The organism is Streptomyces sp. NPDC111744 (assembly GCF_055634995.1).
The window spans coordinates 218857-238515 of sequence record NZ_JBVKCG010000014.1; the positions used below are offsets into that span (position 1 = coordinate 218857).

A 19659-nucleotide genomic window follows, 5' to 3' on the forward strand; every position below is an offset into this window, starting at 1 on the left:
ACAGGGCGAAGCCGCATGTCAACTCCCTGCGCCTGATGGCCTGTTTCGTGCGAAGCTGGGTGACATGAGCGTCGCAGAATCCCGCAGGATCGTCTTCTTCCGCCATGCGAAAGCCGACTGGCCACAGGTGACCGACCACGAGCGGCCGCTCGCTGACCGGGGCCGAATGGACGCAGCCGTCGCCGGGCGCAAGCTGGCGGACAGCGGCATCACCTTCGACCTGGCCCTGTGCTCCACCTCCGTGCGCACGCGGGAGACCTGGAAACTCGCCGTCCATGAGCTTGCGCACCGGCCGAAAACAGTCTATGAGGAGCGGGTGTACGACGCCTCGCCGGGCGAGCTGATCGCCGTGCTCAACGAGGTGCCCGAGGACGCGCATGACGTCATCCTCATCGGCCACAACCCCGGCGTGCACGGCGTGACCGAGATCCTGGCCGGCAGCTCCGAGGGCGATGCCCGTGAGCGGATGAACAGCCGGGGCTTTCCCGCTGCCGCCTTCGCCGTCGTGACCTTCGAGGGCTCCTGGAAGACCCTGGAACCCGGCGTGGCCACGCTCGTGGACTACTGGGCGCCCTCCGACTGAGATCACCGAAGGCCACCGCTCTCCGCCGCGGGACGACCAGGGGCCCGGCACCGATCTCCTCGGTGCCGGGCCCCTCGTATCGGGATCGCCGGGCGGTTCAGCTCTCGTCGTGGGTGTCCGCCGCCTCGACCTCTTCGCGGGTGACGCCCAGCAGATACAGGACCGTGTCCAGGAAGGGGAAGTTAACCGCCGTGTGCGCGGCCTCGCGGACCACCGGCTTGGCGTTGAAGGCGACACCGAGACCGGCCGCGTTCAGCATGTCCAGGTCGTTGGCGCCGTCACCGATGGCCACCGTCTGCGACAGCGGTACGCCCGCCTCGGCGGCGAACCGGCGCAGCAGCCGTGCCTTGCCAGCACGGTCCACGATCTCGCCGGTCACCCGGCCGGTCAGCTTCCCGTCGACGATCTCCAGCGTGTTGGCCTGGGCGAAGTCCAGCCCGAGCCGCTCCTGCAGATCGTCGGTGACCTGGGTGAAACCGCCCGAGACGACGCCGACTTGGTAGCCGAGCCGCTTCAGCGTGCGGATCAGGGTCCGGGCGCCCGGCGTCAGCCGTACCTCGGCGCGCACCTTCTGTACGACCGATTCGTCCAGCCCCTTCAGCAGCGCCACGCGCGCGTGCAGCGACTGCTCGAAGTCCAGTTCCCCGCGCATCGCGGCCGCCGTCACCTCGGCGACCTCGTCCTCGCAGCCGGCGTGCGCGGCGAAGAGCTCGATCACCTCGTCCTGGATGAGCGTCGAGTCCACGTCCATGACGACCAGACGCTGGGCCCGCCGGTGCAGGCCCGCCGCGACCACCGCCACGTCCACGCCGAGCTCGGCCGCGTCGGAGGCCAGGGCGGTGCGCAGTGCCTCGGTCTCCACGCCGGACACCGCGAACTCCACTGCCGTCACCGGGTACTTGGCGAGCCGGAAGATACGGTCGATGTTGCCGCCCGTCTTGGCGATCCGGGCGGCGATGGCGGCCGTCGACTCAGCGGTCAGGGGGTGACCGAGGACGGTGACCAGGGAGCGGCCCAGACCACGCGGGCGGTTGTCGCCGTGGCCGGAGATGATCTCCGCCTGCATCTTCATGGACTCGGCCCAGCCGTGCACGGTCGCCCTGAGGTCACCCTCAAGCCCCGCCGCGGGGTGGGTCACGAGCGCGCACAGCACCAGCCGGCCTCGCGTGACGACCTGCTCGATGTCGACCACGTCGACCATGTACGCGGCAAGGGTGTCGAAGAGGCCGGCCGTGATGCCCGGCCTGTCCTTGCCGAAAATCTTGACGAGGAGAGTGGGGACCTCGGAGGTCTGCGGATCGCTCATGGTGTAACCACCGTAACCGGCACGCAGTGCCCGCGGCGCAGGTCGTCCGCCTGACGGACACGGAACAACAAGTGTCGGGTCGGTGTCCGAGGCCTTGCTTCCGCGCTTCGGACGAACGTGCGTGCGATGTCGGAGACCGAGGTGCCTCCCTCCTGGACCGTCGCCTTCGCACACAGTTCAGCACCGGTCCACGCACGGTGCAGACACCACCGGCCACACCGCCGCGCCCGCCCCGGCGGGCGACCTCACCGAGGGGGCCGCCGGGGCGGCGACGCGGGAGGAGGCGGGGGAGGCGGGGGAGGCGGCGGGGGACCCGCGTCCGGATCGTCCGGGGCCCTTCGGCCGCGCCGCGAGGAGCGGGGCGGCGGGTCGATCGGCCGGGCCATGGTGGGAGCGCCGTACACATCGTCGGAACCAGGCGGTAGCTCGGAGGGATCGTCACCGCTACCGGACCGCCACTCCTCCGACGACCGACGACCGTCGGACCGACCGTCCACCGGGTCCGATGCACCCGATGGCGACCGATGGCCCGGCCCGCCCGGCCCGCTCGCCGGCGTCCCCCCAGACCTCGGCGCCCCACCGCCCCAGGGCCCCGGACTCCCGTACGGCCCCACCGAGTCCCGCGGCTCCCGCGCACCCCCGGGCCGGCCGCCCCGCCCCTCCGCGGGCCTGGAGTCCTGCGGTTCCTGCGGCGTGCCGGCCCAGGGTGCCCGTCCGTCGTAGGGCGCCTGGGCCTGTCGTTCCTGCGGTGCGTCGGACGGGGGCGTCTGCCTGTTGTGCGCGCCCGGGGACCGCGGTTGCCGCGGCGCGTCGGGCTGGCGCGTCCGGCTGTCGGGGTACGGCGCCTGGGCCTGCCGTTCCTGCCGTGCATCGGGCCAGGACGCCCCACCGTCGTACGGCGCCGGGCTCCGCCGTTCCCCTGGCCTCTCGGGCCGGGACTCCTGGCCGCTGCCCCCCGTCTCCCGCAGCTCGTTCGGTACCCGGAGATAGGGATTCGTGTTCGGATTCGGCGGACGGTACGGAGTCACCGGTGCGTAAGGCCCCGTCGCCCCGCTTCCGGTCCGTTCCGGAGTCCCGCTCCCCACCGGATACGTCGTTTCGTCGCCCGCGTCACCGCTTCCCGCGCCACCCAGTGCCAGCCGTGCCGTGCGTGTACCGGCTGCGCCGGTCGTCCATGCCAGCAGCGCCCCCGCCGCTCCCGCCGCCGCACCCCAGGCCGCCCCGAGGAGCAGTGCCATGCCCAACTGCCCGTGCAGTTCGATGCCGGCGCCGAAGGCGTCGAAGCCCAGCACCGACAGCGACGCGTCCACGGACACGTCCGTCAGCCAGGCCAGCAACGGCAGCGTGAGCGCGGTCACGATCCCCAGCCGCACCGCACACCGCCCGGCGAAACCGAGCGCGCCCGGGCGCGAGCCCCGCCCGCCCCTGCCGTCCGCGTCGTCGCGTGAGCCCCGCCGCGCCCCCGCCACCCCACCGGCCCCGGGGCCGACCACCGGCGTCCGAGCCGCCGTGAACACCCCGGCCAGCAGCATCAGCAGCGCCGCGGCGATGCCCAGCAGCCACACCCGCCCGTCCAGGTCGGCCAGGTGTCCCAGGGTCACCGACTGGTCGGACGGCGAGTTCAGGAGGTCGTCCAGGGGGTGCGGCAGGAACATGGTGAGGACGCCCGTCGCCCTGCCGTCGAAGGGGACGAAGAGGCCGATCGGGATGCCGAGCCAGACGCCGTTCGGGGCGCCGAGCAGTGCCGCGCCCATGATCCGGGCCGGGTGCGGGTCGCCGACCGCCGCATAGGCTGCCGCCGCCCAGCCCGCCGCGACCGCCACCAGGAGCACGGTCACCAGGGCGGAGACCGCCGGCCGTACCACCCGGTGCACCACCTCCCAGCCGCGCGGCAGCGGAGTACGCCGGGAGGCGAGCAGGGCGATCAGCAGGATGCCGACCGACCAGCCGAGGCCGCCGAGCAGGGTCGCCGCCGTGTCCACGCTGAAGCCGACCGCCGCGTTCGCGTGTACGAGGTCTCCGAGGCGGTCCGGCAGCAGCCCGCCGACATCCCCGATTCCGGGGATCTTGAGACCGCCCCCTCCCCCGCCGGTGCCCGGCAGCTTGTCCAGCCCCGGCGCACCGCCGTCGATCGTCACGACGGAATGCCCCGCCCAGGCCAGGCCGCCCAGCGTCGCCACGAACAGCACGACCACCGAGCCCGCGCGGGCCAGCAGTTCGGCCGGTGCGATCACAACTCCGGCCGTGCGCAGGGACCGTAAGAAGAACCAGGACAGCAGGAGGGCTCCCACCAGGCTCACACCCAGTGGCGTGATCTCGATGGCCGTGGTGGCCTGCGCCCCTTTCAGACCGAATGCAGACAGGTCGCCGTTCGGCGTGACCGAACCACCCGCACCGAGTGCCACAACCGCCGCTGTCATCGGGCCCAGTGAGCCCGCCGTGTCCGCCTGCAGCAGATGCAGACCCAGCGCCGCAGTACCCGCCATTCCGATCAACGCCCAGCTCACGGCGGCGATCGCGGACAGCAGGATGTCTCCCCATGGCAGCCGCGCGCCGTGCCTCGTGTTCTCGACTCCCGTGCCGGACGTGCCAGAACTCATGGCTGACCCCCCGATCCGCGGACGCGCCGGGCCGCTCCGCCGCGCTTGTCCCCCTCGCGTGGATTACCACTCTCCGGCCCGGTTTCAACCCCGTCAACGGAAAGAGTTGAAGCGCTCGTACGAGCCCTCCGCAAGGCCCGACTTTCGGTCAGAGGGCCGAGCCTGAAATAGTTCCCGACGATGTTCGACATCCCTAGACTCCCTGTGATGGGGGTAACTCGGGGGACTATTCATGGGGCTTGGAGTGCCGGAACTCGTACTGGAATCAAACGGACGTACCTGGACGCTCGACCCGTCCAGGTCCTACACCCTCGGACGCGATCCGCAGGGGGACCTCGTGTTCGACGACGCCAGGGTCTCCTGGCGGCACGCCACGATCAGCTTCGACGGCCGCAGTTGGGTCATCGAGGACCACGGAAGCACCAACGGCACCTTCGTGCAGAGCCAGCGCGTCCAGCGGACGGAGATCGGCCCGGGCTCGGCCGTACACCTCGGCAACGCCAACGACGGACCCCGCCTGAGCCTCTCCGGCGCGGCGACCGCCGTATCCCAGCCCCAGCCCCGGCAGCAGCCGTACGCGGCCCAGGGCGCGGGCGGCGCGGGCTGGTCCCAGCCGGCGGCTCCGCAGCAGCAGCCGGCTCCGCAACAAGGCTGGCAGCAGGCCCCGTCGGCGATCCCGCAGCAGCAGGGCGCCCCGGCCATGGCCTCCGGTGGTGGCGCGGGGGCGCCGCCGGTCTACGGCGACCGCAGCCCGACCACGTTCCACCAGTTCTCCATCGGCCGTGTGATGCGCATCGGCCGTGCCCTGGAGAACGATCTGGTCGTGTCCGACCTGCAGGTCTCGCGCCATCACGCGGAGTTCCACTCCACGCCCGACGGCCGCATGGAGATCCGCGACCTGGGCTCGCACAACGGCACGTACGTCAACGGTGTGGCGATCGCCAAGAGCGGCAGTGCCCTGCTCGGCCCGAGCGACATCGTCGGTGTCGGCCACTCCACGTTCCGGATCGTCGGCGACCGGCTCGAGGAGTTCGTCGACACCGGTGAAGTCTCCTTCTCCGCACGACACTTGACGGTCACCGTCGACGGCGGCAAGCAGATCCTCAAGGACGTGTCCTTCGGCGTCCCGGAGAAGTCCGTGATCGCGGTCATCGGCCCGTCCGGGTCCGGCAAGTCGACCCTGCTGAAGGCGCTCACCGGCTACCGCCCCGCCAACGAGGGCGAGGTGCTGTACGACAACCGCAACCTGTACAAGCAGTTCGCCGAGTTGCGCCAGCGCATCGGTCTGGTCCCGCAGGACGACATCCTGCACAAGGAGCTGACCGTCAAGAAGGCCCTCAAGTACGCGGCCAAGCTGCGCTTCCCGGCCGACACCACCGGCCAGGAGCGCGACGACCGCATCGACGAGGTGCTGCGCGAGCTGAAGCTCGACATCCACAAGGACAAGAAGGTCACGTCCCTCTCCGGCGGCCAGCGCAAGCGGGTCTCGGTGGCCCTGGAGCTGCTCACCAAGCCGTCGCTGATCTTCCTCGACGAGCCCACCTCGGGCCTCGACCCGGGCATGGACCGCGATGTCATGCAGCTGCTGCGCGGCCTCGCCGACGACGGCCGTACCGTCCTCGTCGTCACCCACTCGGTGGCCGAGCTGGCGCTGTGCGACAAGCTCCTGGTGATGGCGCCGGGCGGCGCGGTCGCCTACTTCGGCCCGCCCGAGGAGGCGCTGAACTTCTTCGGCTACGACACCTGGGCCGATGTCTTCTCCGCCTTCGAGAACTACCGCGACTACGACTGGGCGGGCCGCTGGAAGGGCTCGCAGCACTACCAGATGTACGCCGCGGACATCGACGCGATCGCCCCGCAGTCCGTACAGATGCCCGCGATGCAGGCGATGAGGCCGAAGAAGCCGCAGAGCTGGGGGTCGCAGCTGCTGACCCTGGTGCGCCGGTACGTGGCGGTCATCGCCTCCGACAAGGGCTTCCTGGCGCTGACGGTGATCCTGCCGGCGGTGCTCGGCGCGGTCAGTCTGCTGATCGACAGCGAAAAGGGTCTACTGGTGAACCCGGTGAACTCGAAGACCGGGGTGCCCGTCCCGAACGGCACGGCGACCACGGTCCTGCTGATCCTCGCCGTCGGCGCCTGTTTCGCGGGCGCCGCGAACTCCGTGCGCGAGCTGATCAAGGAACGGGTCATCTACGAACGGGAGCGGGCGACCGGCCTGTCCCGGTCGGCGTATCTGATGTCCAAGGTGGTCGTGCTCGGCGTGATCACCGTGCTGCAGGGCCTGATGGTCGGCCTGATCGGCTTCTCCAGCCGGGAGATCCCGGGCGAGGGCGTGGTCCTCGGCCACTCCACCCTCTTCGAGCTCTGTATCCCGATCATGGGGCTCGGCTTCACCTCGATGATGTTCGGCCTGGTCATCTCCTCGCTGGTGAAGACGTCCGAGAAGACCATGCCGCTGCTGGTGATGTTCGCGATCATCCAGGTCGTGTTCACCGGCTGCCTGTTCAACCTGAACGGAGCGGTCGGCGTCAACCAGGTCTCGTACCTGATGCCGTCCCGCTGGGCGGTGGGTGCCGACGGCGCCACGCTGGACTTCAACAACATCGCACCCAACACCGCCGACCCGACGAGCACGGACCCGCTGTGGAACCACACGGCCGGTGCCTGGACCATGGACATGGCCGCGCTGATCGTCCTCGGTGTGATCTGCGGCTTCCTGGTGGCCCGCTTCCTGCGCCGCCACGAGCCCGAGGTCATGCGCAAGTAGTCGCCCGTACGACGCCGAAGGGCGGCGCCCCGCAGTGGGGTGCCGCCCTTCGGCGTGTGCGTGCAGAGGTCCGCGCCGGGCCTCAGTACGCGCTGTTGACGTTGTCGATCGAGCCGTACCTGCCGGCCGCGTAGTTGGCGGCGGCGGTGATGTTGGCTACCGGGTCGTAGATGTTCCAGGACGTGCCGTTGACGTGGTACGCGGAGAAGGTCGGCGGGATGACCTGGAGCAGGCCCTTGGACGGAACGCCGTTGATGGCGTTGATGTCCCAGTTGTTGATGGCGTTCGGGTTGCCGGAGGACTCCCGCATGATGTTGCGGTGCAGGCCGTTGTAGGAGCCCGGGATGCCCTTGGCCTTCATGATGTCGAGAGCCTGGCGGATCCAGCCGTCGAGGTTGTTGGAGTAGGTCTTCGCGGCGACCTGCTGGATCTGCGGGCGCTGCGCGGACCGGCTCGCGGCCTGCTTGGCGGCGTGCGCCTGGGCGGCCTGCTTGGCGGCGGCCGCGACGTGCTTCGCGTGGGCGGTTTGGGCGGCCTTGACCTTGGCGGCGTGAGCGGCCTTGACCTTGGCGGTGTGGGCCGCGTGGGCCTTCTTCACGTGGGCCAGGTGAAGCTCGTGGGCCGTGGTCGCCTTCTTCTTGGCGGCGATCGCCTCGACCTTGACGTTCTGGAACGCGAGCTGGTCGGTGACCGTGCCCTTGACGTCCTTGATCTGCTCCGTGCCGTAGGCCACCTGGGCCGCGGTCTGGGGAGACCCGGTCACGACGGTCTCCGCGCTGCTGGGCACGGCGGAGAAGGCGAGGGCGGCGGCGCCAAGCGTGGCGACACCGGCGAGCGCGATCTTGTAATGCTTGGTCAGCGCGGGACTGTGGCTGCTTTTGGGCATGGCGGTGGACCTCTTCGAATATCGCGGAGGTCGCTCGTTGTCCGCGGGGGAGACCGGCTCCTCCTGCACGAACACCGCGGTAAGAACCCGCGGTGCTGAGCGACGGGAGCCATTCTTAGCGGCAGCAAAATGCCCTGGCAAAGGTGTGACGTACGATCCCCTGTAGTAGAGCCCGGAAGGGCAAAACGGGACAGACTAGGTCGTCTGTCCCGTTCACCGTGGGACCCTTTATCTCCTATGTCCGTTCGTACGTGATGTGCGCCCTATGTGCGGCCTCACATCGGCCACGCATGAATCTCACCAGGAGTTGCTGGAGCAATGCTCTGTGTGAGGCTCCTCCTCCGGGAGGATGAGGTGCACGTCCCCGAACTCGTGCCACAGGTAGAGCCCGCGCAGCGCCTCCTCGTAGCTGCGGTCGACGGCGGCCCGTCCCGCGACCGCCTCCAGCATCAGCAGATGCGAGGCCTCCGGCTCGTGCAGCCCGGTCAGCAGCCCGTCCACCACCCGCACCCCCCGCTTGGGCGTCACGACAAGTTCCGTCCACCCCTCGGCCGCCCGCACCACCCCGTCGGCCCCGGCTGCCGACTCCACGGCCCGCACGGCGGTCGTCCCGACGGCGACGACCCGCCTGCCACCGCCCTTGGCCGCGTTGATCAGCCGCGCCGACGCCTCCGGCACGGCGAAACGTTCCGCGTACGGCGGCTCGTGCGCCTCCGCCGACGACACCCCCGTGTGCAGCGTGATCGGCGCGAACTGCACACCCCGGCTCACCAGCTCCGCCACCAGCCGCGCGGTGAAGGGCCGCGCCGCACTCGGCATCTCCGCACTCCCGGCTCCGTCGGCCGCGGGCAGCGCGAACACCGTCTGGTACACGGACAACGGCTGGTCCCGGTCCGTATAGGAGTAACGAATGGGCCGCCCGTGCTCCCGCAGCATCCCCGGCACGTTCCCCGAGGCCCGCGCCCACCACAGCCGCTCGCCCCGTGCGCTCAGCGGCTCCGTCAGCACCAGCCGGCCGCCCCCGGGCAGCCGCACCTCACTCCCCGCGGATGCGCCCGCACGCGCGCGTGTCGTCCCCCTGCCGTCCGGTTCCCGCAGCTCGACCGCCCACCGGCCGTCGTCCCCGCGTGTGGAGAAGTGCACCACCACGCGCGCGTGCCCGGCGCGCCCGTCCACGGCGGCCGCCAGCGTCGGCGAGGTGTTCACCACCAGCAGGTCCCCTGCCCGCAGCAGCACCGGCAGCTCGGTGAAGGCGTGATGCGACACCACCGTCCCGCGCGACACCAGCAGCCGTACGGCATCCCGCTCAAGGCCCGGTCCGCGCTGCTCGGCCGGCACGCGCGCGGACAACTCCTCCGGCACCCGCAGGGCGGTCCTCATCGCCCCTCCACCAGAGCGGGCGCCCCGTACCGCCCGCTGGCCGGCCGCTCGTCGAGCAACCGCAGGAACGCCGGTACGACGCTCTCCGGCGCCGGCCGCGGATCGTCGTCGTCCGGTACGGCCGCCGCGTACAGGCCGGTCGCCATGTCCCCGGGATCCACCGCCCACACCCGCAGCCCCGGCTCCTCCACGCCGAGCACCGCCGCCAGCTGGTCCAGGGCCGCTTTCGAGGCGCCGTAGCCGCCCCAGGTCTCGTACGGCTCCGCGCCCGCGTCCGAGCTGACCGCGATCACCGACCCCGCCGCCGACTCCCGCAGCAGCGGCAGCGCCTCCTGGACCAGGCCCAGCGCGGCCACCACATTCACCTCCAGCGCCCGGCGCAGCCCCGCCACCGGCAGCTCGCCGAGACGCACCAGCGGCTCGGCACCCAGCGCGCTGGCGTTGCTCACCAGCAGGTCCACCCCGCCCAGCGCACGCGCGGCGTCCACCAGCTCGGCCCGGTGCCCGGCGTCCGTGACATCGCCGGGCAGCGCCGCCACCCGCCTCCCGGGCCCCGCGACGGCCTCCGCCGCCTCCTTCAGGGCCCCCGCACCCCGCGCGTCCAGCACCAGATCCCAGCCGCGCGCGGCCAGCGCCTCCGCCAGCGCCCGCCCCAGTCCCTTCGACGCCCCCGTGATGATCGCTACCGGCATGACAACCGTCCCCTCGGCTCCGTCCGCCTCCGTCGGCGGTGACCTCAACGTAGGAACGGCACCGCCCCGGCCGCCTCGGACGCGGGCCGCAATCCGGCAGGGCCCTTCGGACTACGCCGCCGGTCCGGGGCCTGCGCCCTAGGACCCGGGTCCTACGGCCATCGGCCCGGGCCCCGCCACCAACGACCGATCCGCCGTGTCACACCCCGCCGGTACCGTGAGGGCATGAGTCAAGGTCCCCGGTCCGGCCTCGCCGCGGTCAGTGCCGCGCTGCTGGCCATGAGCAGGCACCTGGAGGTGCGCGACGTCCTCAAGACGATCGTCGCCTCCGCCCGTGAGCTGCTCGACGCGCAGTACGCCGCGCTCGGGGTCCCCGACGACCACGGCGGCTTCGCCCAGTTCGTCGTCGACGGTGTCACCGACGCCCAGTGGAAGGCCATCGGCCCGCTCCCGCGCCAGCACGGCATCCTCGCCGCGATGCTCCGCGAGGCGAAGGTCGAGCGGCTGGCCGACGTCCGCAAGGACCCCCGCTTCGAGGGCTGGCCGTCGGCCCACCCCGGCATGTCCGACTTCCTGGGCCTGCCGATCCGCGACGGCGAGGAGACCATCGGCGCCCTGTTCCTCGCCAACAAGAGGTGTGCCAAGCCCGAGGGCGGCTGCGGCTTCACCGCGGAGGACGAGGAACTGCTCTCCATCCTCGCCCAGCACGCGGCGATCGCCCTCACCAACGCCCGCCTCTACGAGCGCAGCCGCGAGCTGACCATCGCCGAGGAACGGTCCCGGCTGGCCCACGAGTTGCACGACGCGGTGAGCCAGAAGCTGTTCTCCCTGCGCCTGACCGCCCAGGCCGCCGCCGCCCTGGTGGACCGGGACCCCTCCCGCGCCAAGGGCGAGTTGCAGCAGGTGGCCGCGCTCGCCGCCGAGGCCACCGACGAACTGCGCGCGGCCGTCGTGGAGTTGCGCCCCGCCGCCCTCGACGAGGACGGTCTGGTCGCCACCCTCCGCACCCAGATCCAGGTCCTCGACCGCGCCCACGGTGCGCGCGTGACCTTCGCCAGCAGCGGCTTCCGCGCCCTGCCCGCCGCCCAGGAGGAGGCACTGCTCCGGGTGGCCCAGGAAGCCCTGCACAACGCCCTGAGGCACTCCGGTGCCGAGCACGTCGACGTGACCGTGAACCGGCGTGGCAGCGGGGCCGTGCTGCGGATCACGGACGACGGCAGCGGCTTCGACCCGCACCTCACCCGCAGTGCCGGACGCCACCTCGGCCTGGTCTCCATGCGGGACCGGACGAGCGGGGTCGGCGGCACGCTGACCGTGGAATCGGCGCCCGGCAAGGGCACCACGATCGAGATGGAGGTCCCCGGTGGCTGACGCGATCAGGGTCCTGCTCGTCGACGACCACCAGGTCGTCCGCCGGGGACTGCGTACCTTCCTGGAGATCCAGGACGACATAGAGGTCGTCGGCGAGGCCGCCGACGGCGCCGAAGGGGTCGAGCGCGCCCAGGAGCTGAGCCCCGACGTCGTCCTCATGGACGTCAAGATGCCCGGCATGGACGGCGTGGAGGCCCTCCGCAAACTCCGTGAACTCGCCAACCCCGCGCGCGTGCTCATCGTCACCAGCTTCACCGAGCAGCGCACGGTGGTCCCGGCCCTGCGTGCCGGCGCCGCCGGGTACGTATACAAGGACGTCGATCCCGACGCGCTCGCCACCGCCATCCGCTCGGTGCACGCCGGGCACGTCCTGCTCCAGCCCGAGGTGGCCGGCGCCCTGCTCTCCCAGGAGGAGGCCAACTCCGGCCAGGGCAGAGGAGGGCAACTCACCGAGCGGGAGCGCGAGGTGCTCGGGCTGATCGCCGACGGCCGCTCCAACCGCGAGATAGCCCGCGCCCTGGTGCTGTCCGAGAAGACCGTCAAGACGCACGTCTCGAACATCCTGATGAAACTCGACCTCGCCGACCGCACCCAGGCCGCCCTGTGGGCCGTTCGCCATGGCGTGACCGGCTGAAACGCCCTCCGCAACGCTTCACCGACGGCAACATGGAGGGTCGCCTTCCGGGCTGAGATTCATACCGTCGTGGGAATGTCACCCGGACGGCGCATCCTCTGCCGGCTGCCAGCGTTCTTCAGTGCGTGCTGCGGCGACCGCCGCGGCGATCGCCAAGGAGGGCTCAAGAAGTGAAGAACCTGAAGAAGGCAGCGGCCGTGACGATGGTGGCCGGCGGGATCATGGCCGCGGGCGCGGGGATGGCCTCCGCCCACACCGGCGGCTCGCACGCCGACGGCCAGGCCCAGGGCTCTCCGGGCGTCGTGTCGGGCAACGTCATCCAGGCTCCCGTGCACATCCCGGTCAACGCCGTCGGCAACAGCGTCAACGTCATCGGCGTGCTGAACCCCGCCTTCGGCAACCTCGGCCTCAACCACTGAGACCACGCCGCACAGCGGCATCGACCTCCGGCCTTCCGGGCGCCCCCGGAAGGCCGGTCGGCTTTTATGGCCAGCTGCTTTTACGGCCATGGGCTTTTGCGCCCAGCGACTTTTGAGCCCAATGATCCGAACAGGCAGTCGCGGACCGATGCCCCGACCACCGAGGACCCCTCCGACGTCGACCCGCCGGTATCGCGGCGGGCGCCTGCGCCGGTTCGCCGTTGCCTCGCCGGGCGTCGCCTGCGGCAAGGAGGACCGGCACGACCGTCGAGGGCCACGCCGGCCGGCATAGCCCCCAGGCGTCCTAACGCCCCCGCTCGCGCTCCTCCACCACCGAGTTGTACGCCGCCACCTGCGCCCGCCGGGCCGTCCGCTCCACCGGCCGCAGCGCCAACGACCGCGCCGCCATCTCCGACGCGCTCACCGCGCCCCCGTGCCCGTTCTCGTACGCCAGTGAGATCAGCAACCCCACCCGCTGCGCCAGCTCGATGACGCGCACCGCCCGCGGGGGATACCCAGGGGCCAGCACCTCCCGCCCCCGCTCGGCCCGCGCCCGGTACGCGTCGATCGCCGCCTCCGCCACCGGACCCGACCCGGCGACATCCAGCTTCGACAGCATCTCGGTCGCGTCCCTGAGCGCCTCCGCCAACTCCCGCTCGGCCTCGCCCAGCGAGGGCACGTCCGCAGGCGGCGCCTCCCGCACCGGCAGCACGTGCCAGATCACCTCGACATGCACATCACCGGCGGAGCCGGCCTCGTACACCTCCGGCACCAGCCCGAACGCGGCGCCGTAACAGATCACCGCCTCCTCGGCCTCCAGGGCCCGCGCGTTGAAGTCCGGCGGACCGCTCAGCCCCAGCGGATGCCCCGACGCCGGCAGCGCGACCCGTAGCCCGGTCGCCCCCAGCGTCCGCAACCGCCCCAGCGCCAACGTGAGCCCGACCGGAGCGGACTCCCCGGGCAGCCCCGCCACCCGGTGCACCGCGTCCTCGCCCACGATGGCGAGCACGGCGTCATCCGGAGAGACAAGTCCGGCCAATAGGGCATTTCCCCAAGCGGCGAGGCGTCCTGAACGCGGTTCCGAGAGCATGCCCCCACCCTAAGGACCGGACCGATGGAATGGAGCGCCGCACTCGTGGCGTAGATTTCATAAGGGCTGCGCCCACCCGCGCCGCCGCCCGAGCCACAGGCGTACGCGACAGCCGAGACCGGCCACACTGCAAGGGGAGACAACGCGCTCATGAGCGATGTTCTGGAGCTTCAGGACGTATCCGTGGTCCGGGAGGGCCGGGCTCTGGTGGACCAGGTCTCCTGGTCGGTGAAGGAGGGCGAGCGCTGGGTCATCCTCGGTCCCAACGGCGCCGGCAAGACCACCCTCCTCAACATCGCCTCCAGCTACCTCTTCCCCAGCAAGGGCACCGCCACCATCCTCGGCGACACCCTCGGCAAGGTCGACGTCTTCGACCTGCGCCCCCGCATCGGCGTGGCCGGCATCGCCATGGCCGAGAAGCTCCCCAAGCGCCAGACCGTCCTGGAGACCGTACTCACCGCCGCCTACGGCATGACCGCCCACTGGCAGGAGGAGTACGACGAGGTCGACGAGCAGCGCGCCCGCGCCTTCCTCGACCGCCTCGGCATGACCGACTACGTGGACCGGAAGTTCGGCACCCTCTCCGAGGGCGAGCGCAAGCGCACCCTGATCGCCCGCGCCCTGATGACCGACCCGGAGCTGCTGCTGCTCGACGAGCCCGCCGCCGGCCTCGACCTCGGTGGCCGGGAGGACCTGGTCCGCCGTCTGGGCCGGCTCGCCCGCGACCCGATCGCCCCCTCCATGATCATGGTCACCCACCATGTCGAGGAGATCGCTCCGGGCTTCACCCACGTCCTCATGATCCGCCAGGGCAAGGTCCTCACCGCCGGCCCGCTGGAGCTCGAACTCTCCTCCCGCAACCTCTCCCTCTGCTTCGGCCTCCCGCTCGTCGTCGAGCAGCTGGGCGACCGCTGGACCGCCCACGGACTGCCCCTGTCCTGACGGGCCCTGACCCCGCGAAGCACCCTGTCGGGGCGGGCACCCCCGGCCCTACCATGACGACGTGAACAACATCGACGCATGGGTGTGGTGGCTCGTCGTCGCGGCGGCGCTCGGCATCCCGCTCGTCGTGACCGCGATGCCGGAGTTCGGCATGTTCGCGGTCGGTGCCGTGGCCGCCGCCGGTACCGCCGGACTCGGCGCGGGCGCCGTGATCCAGGTGCTCGTCTTCGTCGTCGTCTCGGTCGCCCTGATCGCCGTCGTACGGCCCATCGCAAACCGGCATGCCGCCCAGCGGCCCCAACTCGCCACCGGCATCGACGCGTTGAAGGGCAGACAAGCCGTCGTACTGGAACGCGTCGACGGCTCGGACGGACGGATCAAGCTGGCCGGCGAGGTCTGGTCGGCCCGCTCTCTCGATCCCACGAACGCCTACGAGGTGGGACAGGAAGTGGATGTCGTGGAGATCGAAGGGGCCACGGCGATCGTCATCTGACCTCGTAAGACTCAACTGAACCGAACTGTCCCCGAGTTGCGCGTGTGTCTGACACACTCGTCCAGCAAGATCTTCAACAACCATAAGATCTGCCGAAGCGCCGAAGCGGAGAAGGGTACGGGGAGCCGACGATGGAACCGGTCATCATCGTCCTGGTCATTCTGGTGGTGTTGGTCTTCATCGCCCTGATCAAGACGATCCAAGTCATCCCACAGGCGAGCGCCGCCATCGTCGAGCGGTTCGGTCGCTACACGCGGACACTCAACGCCGGCCTCAACATCGTGGTCCCGTTCATAGACACCATCCGCAACCGCATCGACCTGCGCGAACAGGTCGTCCCGTTCCCGCCCCAGCCGGTGATCACCCAGGACAACCTGGTCGTGAACATCGACACGGTCATCTACTACCAGGTGACGGACGCCCGGGCGGCCACCTACGAGGTCGCCAGCTACATCCAGGCCATCGAGCAACTCACGGTCACCACGCTCCGCAACATCATCGGCGGCATGGACCTCGAGCGCACCCTGACCTCCCGCGAGGAGATCAACGCGGCGCTGCGCGGCGTCCTCGACGAGGCCACCGGCAAGTGGGGCATCCGCGTCAACCGCGTCGAACTCAAGGCGATCGAGCCGCCGACCTCCATCCAGGACTCGATGGAGAAGCAGATGCGCGCCGACCGTGACAAGCGCGCCGCGATCCTCACCGCGGAAGGCACGCGCCAGGCCGCGATCCTCACCGCCGAAGGCGAGAAGCAGTCCCAGATCCTGCGCGCCGAAGGTGAGGCCAAGGCGGCCGCCCTGCGCGCCGAGGGCGAGGCCCAGGCGGTCCGTACGGTCTTCGAGGCGATCCACGCCGGCGACCCGGACCAGAAGCTCCTCTCCTACCAGTACCTCCAGATGCTCCCGAAGATCGCCGAGGGCGACGCCAACAAGCTCTGGATCGTCCCCAGCGAGATCGGCGACGCCCTCAAGGGCCTGTCGGGTGCGATGGGCAACTTCGGCAACCTGGGCGGCGGTTCGGGCGGCAGTTCGGGCGGCAACAACATCCCCGCCCAGGAACGCCGGGAAAAGCCGAACATCGACTAGGGCGCCGTAAAACAAGCGTTCCCCGCGCCCACCTTCTTTTAGGGCGCGGGGAACTGCGCGACAAGCCACGTACAACCCGCACTCGCCCGACCACCTCAGCCAGGCACACGGCTAGGCGGCCACATCACCCGCCAGCCACTCAGGAAGCGCCGCGAAGTCCTCGGCCCCCAAAGCCAGCAGCATCGCATCCCGAGGAGTCGGCTCGAACGGCTCCCGAAGCAGCTCCATCCCCGCCTGCTCCGGCGTCCGGTCCGCCTTCCGGTGATTGTCCTCCGCACAGGAGGCCACCGTGTTCAGCCATGAGTCCGCACCGCCCTGGGCCCGCGGCACCACATGGTCGACGGTCGTCGCCCGCCGCCCGCAGTACGCGCACCGATGCCGGTCCCTGATCAGCACCCCGCGCCGCGACCAGGGCGCCTGTCTCCGGAACGGCACCCGTACATACCTGCAGAGTCTGATCACCCGAGGCGCAGGTATGTCCACATCGGTACCGCGCATGCGCAGTTCGGGGTGGGCCTGCTCGACGACGGCCTTGTCCTGGAGCACCAGGACGACGGCGCGGTTCAAAGTCACCGTAGACAGCGGCTCGAAGCTCGCGTTCAGCACCAGCGTGTCACGCATCCAGCCCACCTCCCATGTGCACCGTGCCCACCCCCGGCGGGCTTGGATCAACTCTGGACGGGCGCGCCGAGATGGACAACGCAATAAAAACTGCCCGTCCCTGATCACTTCCAAGACCAGGGACGGGCAAACGTTCAATGAACGCTCGGCTGATTTTCGCGCGGTGCGTCAGCCCTTCTCAGGGTTCTCGTACTCGCCGATCAGCTGCGCACGCGCGATCGCGTGGAACCGCAGATTGAACCCGACGACGGCAGGCGACGCATCGGCGTCCGGTCCGAGCTTCTCCTGGTCCACCGCGTACACCGTGAAGACGTACCGGTGCGGCCCGTCCCCGGGCGGCGGCGCGGCGCCGCCGAAGTCCTTCGCCCCGTAGTCGTTGCGCACCTGCACCGCGCCCTCGGGCAGACCCTCGAACTTGCCGTTGCCCGCACCGGCAGGCAGTTCGGTCACCGAGACAGGGATGTCGAACAGGACCCAGTGCCAGAACCCGCTGCCCGTCGGGGCGTCCGGGTCGTAACAGGTCACGGCGAAGCTCTTGGTCTCGGCCGGGAAGCCCTCCCACCGCAGATGCGGCGAGATGTTGCCCTTCGCCTGGACCTGAGCGTCCTTGAGCGTCGCCCCTTCCTCGACGTCCTCGCTGGTCACCGTGAACGACGGGACGGGCGGGTGGAAGTCATGGGGGAGAGGCCGCCGCTTGAGCTCGGTCACCTCGGTACCTCCTGATCGATACTGATCGCTTACGGAAGCCGTTACGGAATCCGCAGTTCCCGAGCCTAGAACCAGTTGCGCTTGCTGCCGACCTCGGACAGCCACTGGTTGAGGTAAGCCGCCCAGTCGGTCCCCTGGAAGTCGTGCAGACCCACCTGGAACGACCGGAAGGTGTCACTGCCCTCGCTGAACAAGCCCGGCTTCTTGTCCATTTCGAGGATGACGTCCATGGCGTGCGCGTCCGCCACGAAGCTCAGCTCGACCTGGTTCAGACCCCGGTACTGCGCCGGCGGGTGGAACTCGACCTCCTGGTAGAACGGCAGCGTCTGCCGGGTCCCCCGGATGTGACCGCGCTCCAGGTCCGCGTTCTTGAAGCGGAAGCCCAGCTGGATGAAGGCGTCCAGGATCGCCTTCTGCGCCGGCAGCGGGTGCACATTGATCGGGTCCAGGTCACCGGAGTCCACGGCACGCGCGATCTCCAGCTCGGTCGTCACCCCGATGTGCATCCCGCGCAGCGCCTGCCCGTCGATCATCGTGACCGGCGTCTCCCACGGAATCTCGAGCCCGAACGGCACCGCGTGCACCGCCCCCGCCTGCAGCTCGAAGGCACCGCCGAGCCGCACCTTGCCGAAGTCGATGTTCTGCTTGTACTCCTCGTCGCCGCTCTCCACCTCGACCCGCGCCTGAAGACCCACGCACAACCCCTGGATCTCCTGGTTCACCGAGCCGCCCTGGATCCGCACCTCGCCCTGGACAACACCGCCGGGTACGACGTTGACCTCGGTGAGCACCGTCTCGACGGAAGCCCCACCGGCCCCCAGGCTCGCAAGCAGCTTCTTGAACCCCATGACTCTCCCTTTACGTACGGACCCTTGATCCCTAGAAACGCGATCCGGCCGCGACCGGTTCCGGCCCACACCCTGACAAGGTGACGATTCCTTGACCACCCCTTGGCACGCCCGGCCTGGACTAGGCTCGGACGCCATGATCACGCCCCCGGACCGTACGTCACTCGCCAGGGACTTCTTCGACCGCCCTGTAGTGGAGGTCGCCCCCGACCTCCTCGGCCGCATCCTCCTCCGAAGCACCCCGGACGGTCCGATCGCGGTGCGCCTCACAGAGGTGGAGGCGTACGACGGCCCCAACGACCCCGGATCGCACGCCTATCGCGGACGCACACCCCGCAACGACGTGATGTTCGGTCCGCCCGGGCATGTGTACGTCTACTTCACCTACGGCATGTGGTTCTGCATGAACCTCGTCTGCGGTCCGGAGGGCACCGCGAGCGCGGTCCTGCTCCGCGCCGGCGAGATCGTCGAGGGCGCCGAGCTCGCCCGCAAACGTCGACTTTCAGCCCGATACGACAGAGAACTGGCCAAAGGCCCGGCCCGCCTGGCCACCGCCCTGGGCGTCGACCGCTCCCTGGACGGCACGGACGCGTGTGCCTCCGGCGAGACTCCCCTGCGGATACTGACCGGCACTCCCGTGCCGTCCGACCAGGTACGGAACGGTCCACGCACCGGAGTCGCCGGCGAGGGAGGCAACGGTGACGTCCACCCCTGGCGTTACTGGATCGCCAATGACCCGACCGTCAGCCCCTATCGCGCCCATGTACCCCGGCGTCGCTCAAGTTGACGCGTCCCTGGAAGGTGCGTAATGTAGCCCGAGCCGCTTGACCCGGGTACGGCATTCGCCAGCAGCCGGAAGCGGCCACCCACTACTACGACTTCCCTTGGCGGGGTCGAATTTGTCATGCCTTGCATGCGTGAATTCGAACTCACTGAACTCGATTATGAGTCTCGACGGGAATCGGCTAACGTAGTGAATGTCGAAAGGCCGACGAGCGAAAGCCGGAAAGCCCCAGACAATCCCGCCGACCGGGAATCGGAAGCCGAAAGGATCTGATAGAGTCGGAACCGCCGGAAAGGGAAACGCGAGAGCAGGAACCTGGAAAGCGCCGAGGAAATCGGATCGGAAAACGGTCTGATAGAGTCGGAAACGCAAGACCGAAGGGAAGCCCGGAGGAAAGCCCGAGAGGGTGAGTACAAAGGAAGCGACCGTTCCTTGAGAACTCAACAGCGT

Annotated in this window: 18 protein-coding genes; 9 read left to right on the plus strand and 9 right to left on the minus strand. The window is 70.1% G+C overall.

What is annotated here, in order from left to right; all coding sequences use genetic code 11:
* The first annotated feature begins 64 nt into the window (after positions 1-64).
* On the plus strand, positions 65-583 hold the full coding sequence (locus tag ACZ7OO_RS28595; RefSeq protein ID WP_352226160.1) for a SixA phosphatase family protein: 519 nt from the start codon (positions 65-67) through the stop codon (positions 581-583).
* 97 nt (positions 584-680) lie between these two features.
* Here the strand turns inward: ACZ7OO_RS28595 and serB are convergent, their stop codons facing one another.
* On the minus strand, positions 681-1889 hold the full coding sequence (serB, locus tag ACZ7OO_RS28600) for a phosphoserine phosphatase SerB (RefSeq protein WP_352226161.1): 1209 nt from the start codon (positions 1887-1889) through the stop codon (positions 681-683).
* 245 nt (positions 1890-2134) lie between these two features.
* On the minus strand, positions 2135-4489 hold the full coding sequence (locus ACZ7OO_RS28605) for a streptophobe family protein (protein WP_471509014.1): 2355 nt from the start codon (positions 4487-4489) through the stop codon (positions 2135-2137).
* Positions 4490-4721: 232 nt separating this feature from the next.
* On the opposite strand from ACZ7OO_RS28605, the gene ACZ7OO_RS28610 reads away from it, so the two are divergent.
* Positions 4722-7256: an ABC transporter ATP-binding protein/permease gene (locus tag ACZ7OO_RS28610; protein ID WP_471509016.1), complete on the plus strand. Its 2535-nt coding sequence runs from the start codon at positions 4722-4724 to the stop codon at positions 7254-7256.
* Between the two features lie 82 nt (positions 7257-7338).
* Here ACZ7OO_RS28610 and ACZ7OO_RS28615 read toward each other — a convergent pair whose 3' ends face one another.
* The 3 genes from ACZ7OO_RS28615 to ACZ7OO_RS28625 all read right to left on the minus strand — a co-directional run bounded on the left by ACZ7OO_RS28615 (position 7339) and on the right by ACZ7OO_RS28625 (position 10214).
* A complete protein-coding gene (locus ACZ7OO_RS28615) occupies positions 7339-8142 on the minus strand; it encodes a transglycosylase SLT domain-containing protein (protein WP_471509018.1) in 804 nt (267 codons plus the stop codon).
* Positions 8143-8439: 297 nt separating this feature from the next.
* The gene (locus ACZ7OO_RS28620) at positions 8440-9522 is read right to left on the minus strand and encodes an S-adenosylmethionine:tRNA ribosyltransferase-isomerase (protein WP_471509020.1); all 1083 of its coding nucleotides are present in this window, start codon (positions 9520-9522) and stop codon (positions 8440-8442) included.
* Entirely contained in the window at positions 9519-10214 is a 696-nt protein-coding gene (locus ACZ7OO_RS28625; RefSeq protein ID WP_471509022.1) for an SDR family NAD(P)-dependent oxidoreductase, read from the minus strand. The genes ACZ7OO_RS28620 and ACZ7OO_RS28625 overlap by 4 nt, the downstream gene beginning before the upstream one ends.
* A 225-nt stretch (positions 10215-10439) precedes the next feature.
* Between ACZ7OO_RS28625 and ACZ7OO_RS28630 the strand changes: the two genes are divergently transcribed.
* The 3 genes from ACZ7OO_RS28630 to ACZ7OO_RS28640 all read left to right on the plus strand — a co-directional run bounded on the left by ACZ7OO_RS28630 (position 10440) and on the right by ACZ7OO_RS28640 (position 12638).
* Complete coding sequence (locus ACZ7OO_RS28630) at positions 10440-11585, plus strand: GAF domain-containing sensor histidine kinase (protein ID WP_471509024.1); 1146 nt, start codon at positions 10440-10442, stop codon at positions 11583-11585.
* Complete coding sequence (locus tag ACZ7OO_RS28635; protein ID WP_471509026.1) at positions 11578-12219, plus strand: response regulator; 642 nt, start codon at positions 11578-11580, stop codon at positions 12217-12219. The genes ACZ7OO_RS28630 and ACZ7OO_RS28635 overlap by 8 nt, the downstream gene beginning before the upstream one ends.
* Before the next feature lie 170 nt (positions 12220-12389).
* On the plus strand, positions 12390-12638 hold the full coding sequence (locus ACZ7OO_RS28640; RefSeq protein WP_351694577.1) for a chaplin: 249 nt from the start codon (positions 12390-12392) through the stop codon (positions 12636-12638).
* A 304-nt stretch (positions 12639-12942) separates the two neighbouring features.
* Here ACZ7OO_RS28640 and ACZ7OO_RS28645 read toward each other — a convergent pair whose 3' ends face one another.
* Entirely contained in the window at positions 12943-13728 is a 786-nt protein-coding gene (locus tag ACZ7OO_RS28645) for a hypothetical protein (RefSeq protein WP_471509028.1), read from the minus strand.
* Positions 13729-13878: 150 nt separating this feature from the next.
* Here ACZ7OO_RS28645 and ACZ7OO_RS28650 point away from each other — a divergent pair, with 150 nt between their 5' ends.
* The 3 genes from ACZ7OO_RS28650 (at position 13879) to ACZ7OO_RS28660 (ending at position 16248) form a co-directional block, all read left to right on the plus strand.
* The gene (locus ACZ7OO_RS28650; protein WP_351694571.1) at positions 13879-14670 is read left to right on the plus strand and encodes an ABC transporter ATP-binding protein; all 792 of its coding nucleotides are present in this window, start codon (positions 13879-13881) and stop codon (positions 14668-14670) included.
* A 61-nt stretch (positions 14671-14731) separates the two neighbouring features.
* On the plus strand, positions 14732-15163 hold the full coding sequence (locus tag ACZ7OO_RS28655) for an NfeD family protein (protein ID WP_352226169.1): 432 nt from the start codon (positions 14732-14734) through the stop codon (positions 15161-15163).
* Between the two features lie 131 nt (positions 15164-15294).
* Positions 15295-16248, plus strand: coding sequence for an SPFH domain-containing protein (locus ACZ7OO_RS28660; protein WP_471509030.1), 954 nt, complete (start codon positions 15295-15297; stop codon positions 16246-16248).
* Between the two features lie 111 nt (positions 16249-16359).
* Here ACZ7OO_RS28660 and ACZ7OO_RS28665 read toward each other — a convergent pair whose 3' ends face one another.
* From ACZ7OO_RS28665 to ACZ7OO_RS28675, 3 genes are all read right to left on the minus strand, one after another.
* Complete coding sequence (locus ACZ7OO_RS28665) at positions 16360-16869, minus strand: HNH endonuclease (RefSeq protein WP_352226171.1); 510 nt, start codon at positions 16867-16869, stop codon at positions 16360-16362.
* A 168-nt stretch (positions 16870-17037) separates the two neighbouring features.
* Positions 17038-17577 carry a YbhB/YbcL family Raf kinase inhibitor-like protein gene (locus tag ACZ7OO_RS28670; protein WP_471509032.1) on the minus strand — a complete coding sequence of 180 codons (540 nt, stop codon included), beginning with the start codon at positions 17575-17577 and terminating at the stop codon, positions 17038-17040.
* Positions 17578-17642: 65 nt separating this feature from the next.
* Positions 17643-18425, minus strand: coding sequence for a sporulation protein (locus ACZ7OO_RS28675; protein ID WP_471509034.1), 783 nt, complete (start codon positions 18423-18425; stop codon positions 17643-17645).
* A 136-nt stretch (positions 18426-18561) separates the two neighbouring features.
* Here ACZ7OO_RS28675 and ACZ7OO_RS28680 point away from each other — a divergent pair, with 136 nt between their 5' ends.
* Positions 18562-19212 (plus strand): DNA-3-methyladenine glycosylase, encoded by a 651-nt coding sequence (locus ACZ7OO_RS28680; RefSeq protein WP_471509036.1) that lies wholly within the window; start codon positions 18562-18564, stop codon positions 19210-19212.
* Positions 19213-19659 lie beyond the last annotated feature (447 nt).

Coding starts and splice junctions, on each gene's coding strand:
- ACZ7OO_RS28595 (WP_352226160.1), top strand. CDS start 65: ATGAGCGTCGCAGAATCCCGCAGGATCGTCTTCTTCCGCCATGCGAAA.
- serB (WP_352226161.1), bottom strand. CDS start 1,889: ATGAGCGATCCGCAGACCTCCGAGGTCCCCACTCTCCTCGTCAAGATT.
- ACZ7OO_RS28605 (WP_471509014.1), bottom strand. CDS start 4,489: ATGAGTTCTGGCACGTCCGGCACGGGAGTCGAGAACACGAGGCACGGC.
- ACZ7OO_RS28610 (WP_471509016.1), top strand. CDS start 4,722: ATGGGGCTTGGAGTGCCGGAACTCGTACTGGAATCAAACGGACGTACC.
- ACZ7OO_RS28615 (WP_471509018.1), bottom strand. CDS start 8,142: ATGCCCAAAAGCAGCCACAGTCCCGCGCTGACCAAGCATTACAAGATC.
- ACZ7OO_RS28620 (WP_471509020.1), bottom strand. CDS start 9,522: ATGAGGACCGCCCTGCGGGTGCCGGAGGAGTTGTCCGCGCGCGTGCCG.
- ACZ7OO_RS28625 (WP_471509022.1), bottom strand. CDS start 10,214: ATGCCGGTAGCGATCATCACGGGGGCGTCGAAGGGACTGGGGCGGGCG.
- ACZ7OO_RS28630 (WP_471509024.1), top strand. CDS start 10,440: ATGAGTCAAGGTCCCCGGTCCGGCCTCGCCGCGGTCAGTGCCGCGCTG.
- ACZ7OO_RS28645 (WP_471509028.1), bottom strand. CDS start 13,728: ATGCTCTCGGAACCGCGTTCAGGACGCCTCGCCGCTTGGGGAAATGCC.
- ACZ7OO_RS28650 (WP_351694571.1), top strand. CDS start 13,879: ATGAGCGATGTTCTGGAGCTTCAGGACGTATCCGTGGTCCGGGAGGGC.
- ACZ7OO_RS28660 (WP_471509030.1), top strand. CDS start 15,295: ATGGAACCGGTCATCATCGTCCTGGTCATTCTGGTGGTGTTGGTCTTC.
- ACZ7OO_RS28665 (WP_352226171.1), bottom strand. CDS start 16,869: ATGCGTGACACGCTGGTGCTGAACGCGAGCTTCGAGCCGCTGTCTACG.
- ACZ7OO_RS28675 (WP_471509034.1), bottom strand. CDS start 18,425: ATGGGGTTCAAGAAGCTGCTTGCGAGCCTGGGGGCCGGTGGGGCTTCC.
- ACZ7OO_RS28680 (WP_471509036.1), top strand. CDS start 18,562: ATGATCACGCCCCCGGACCGTACGTCACTCGCCAGGGACTTCTTCGAC.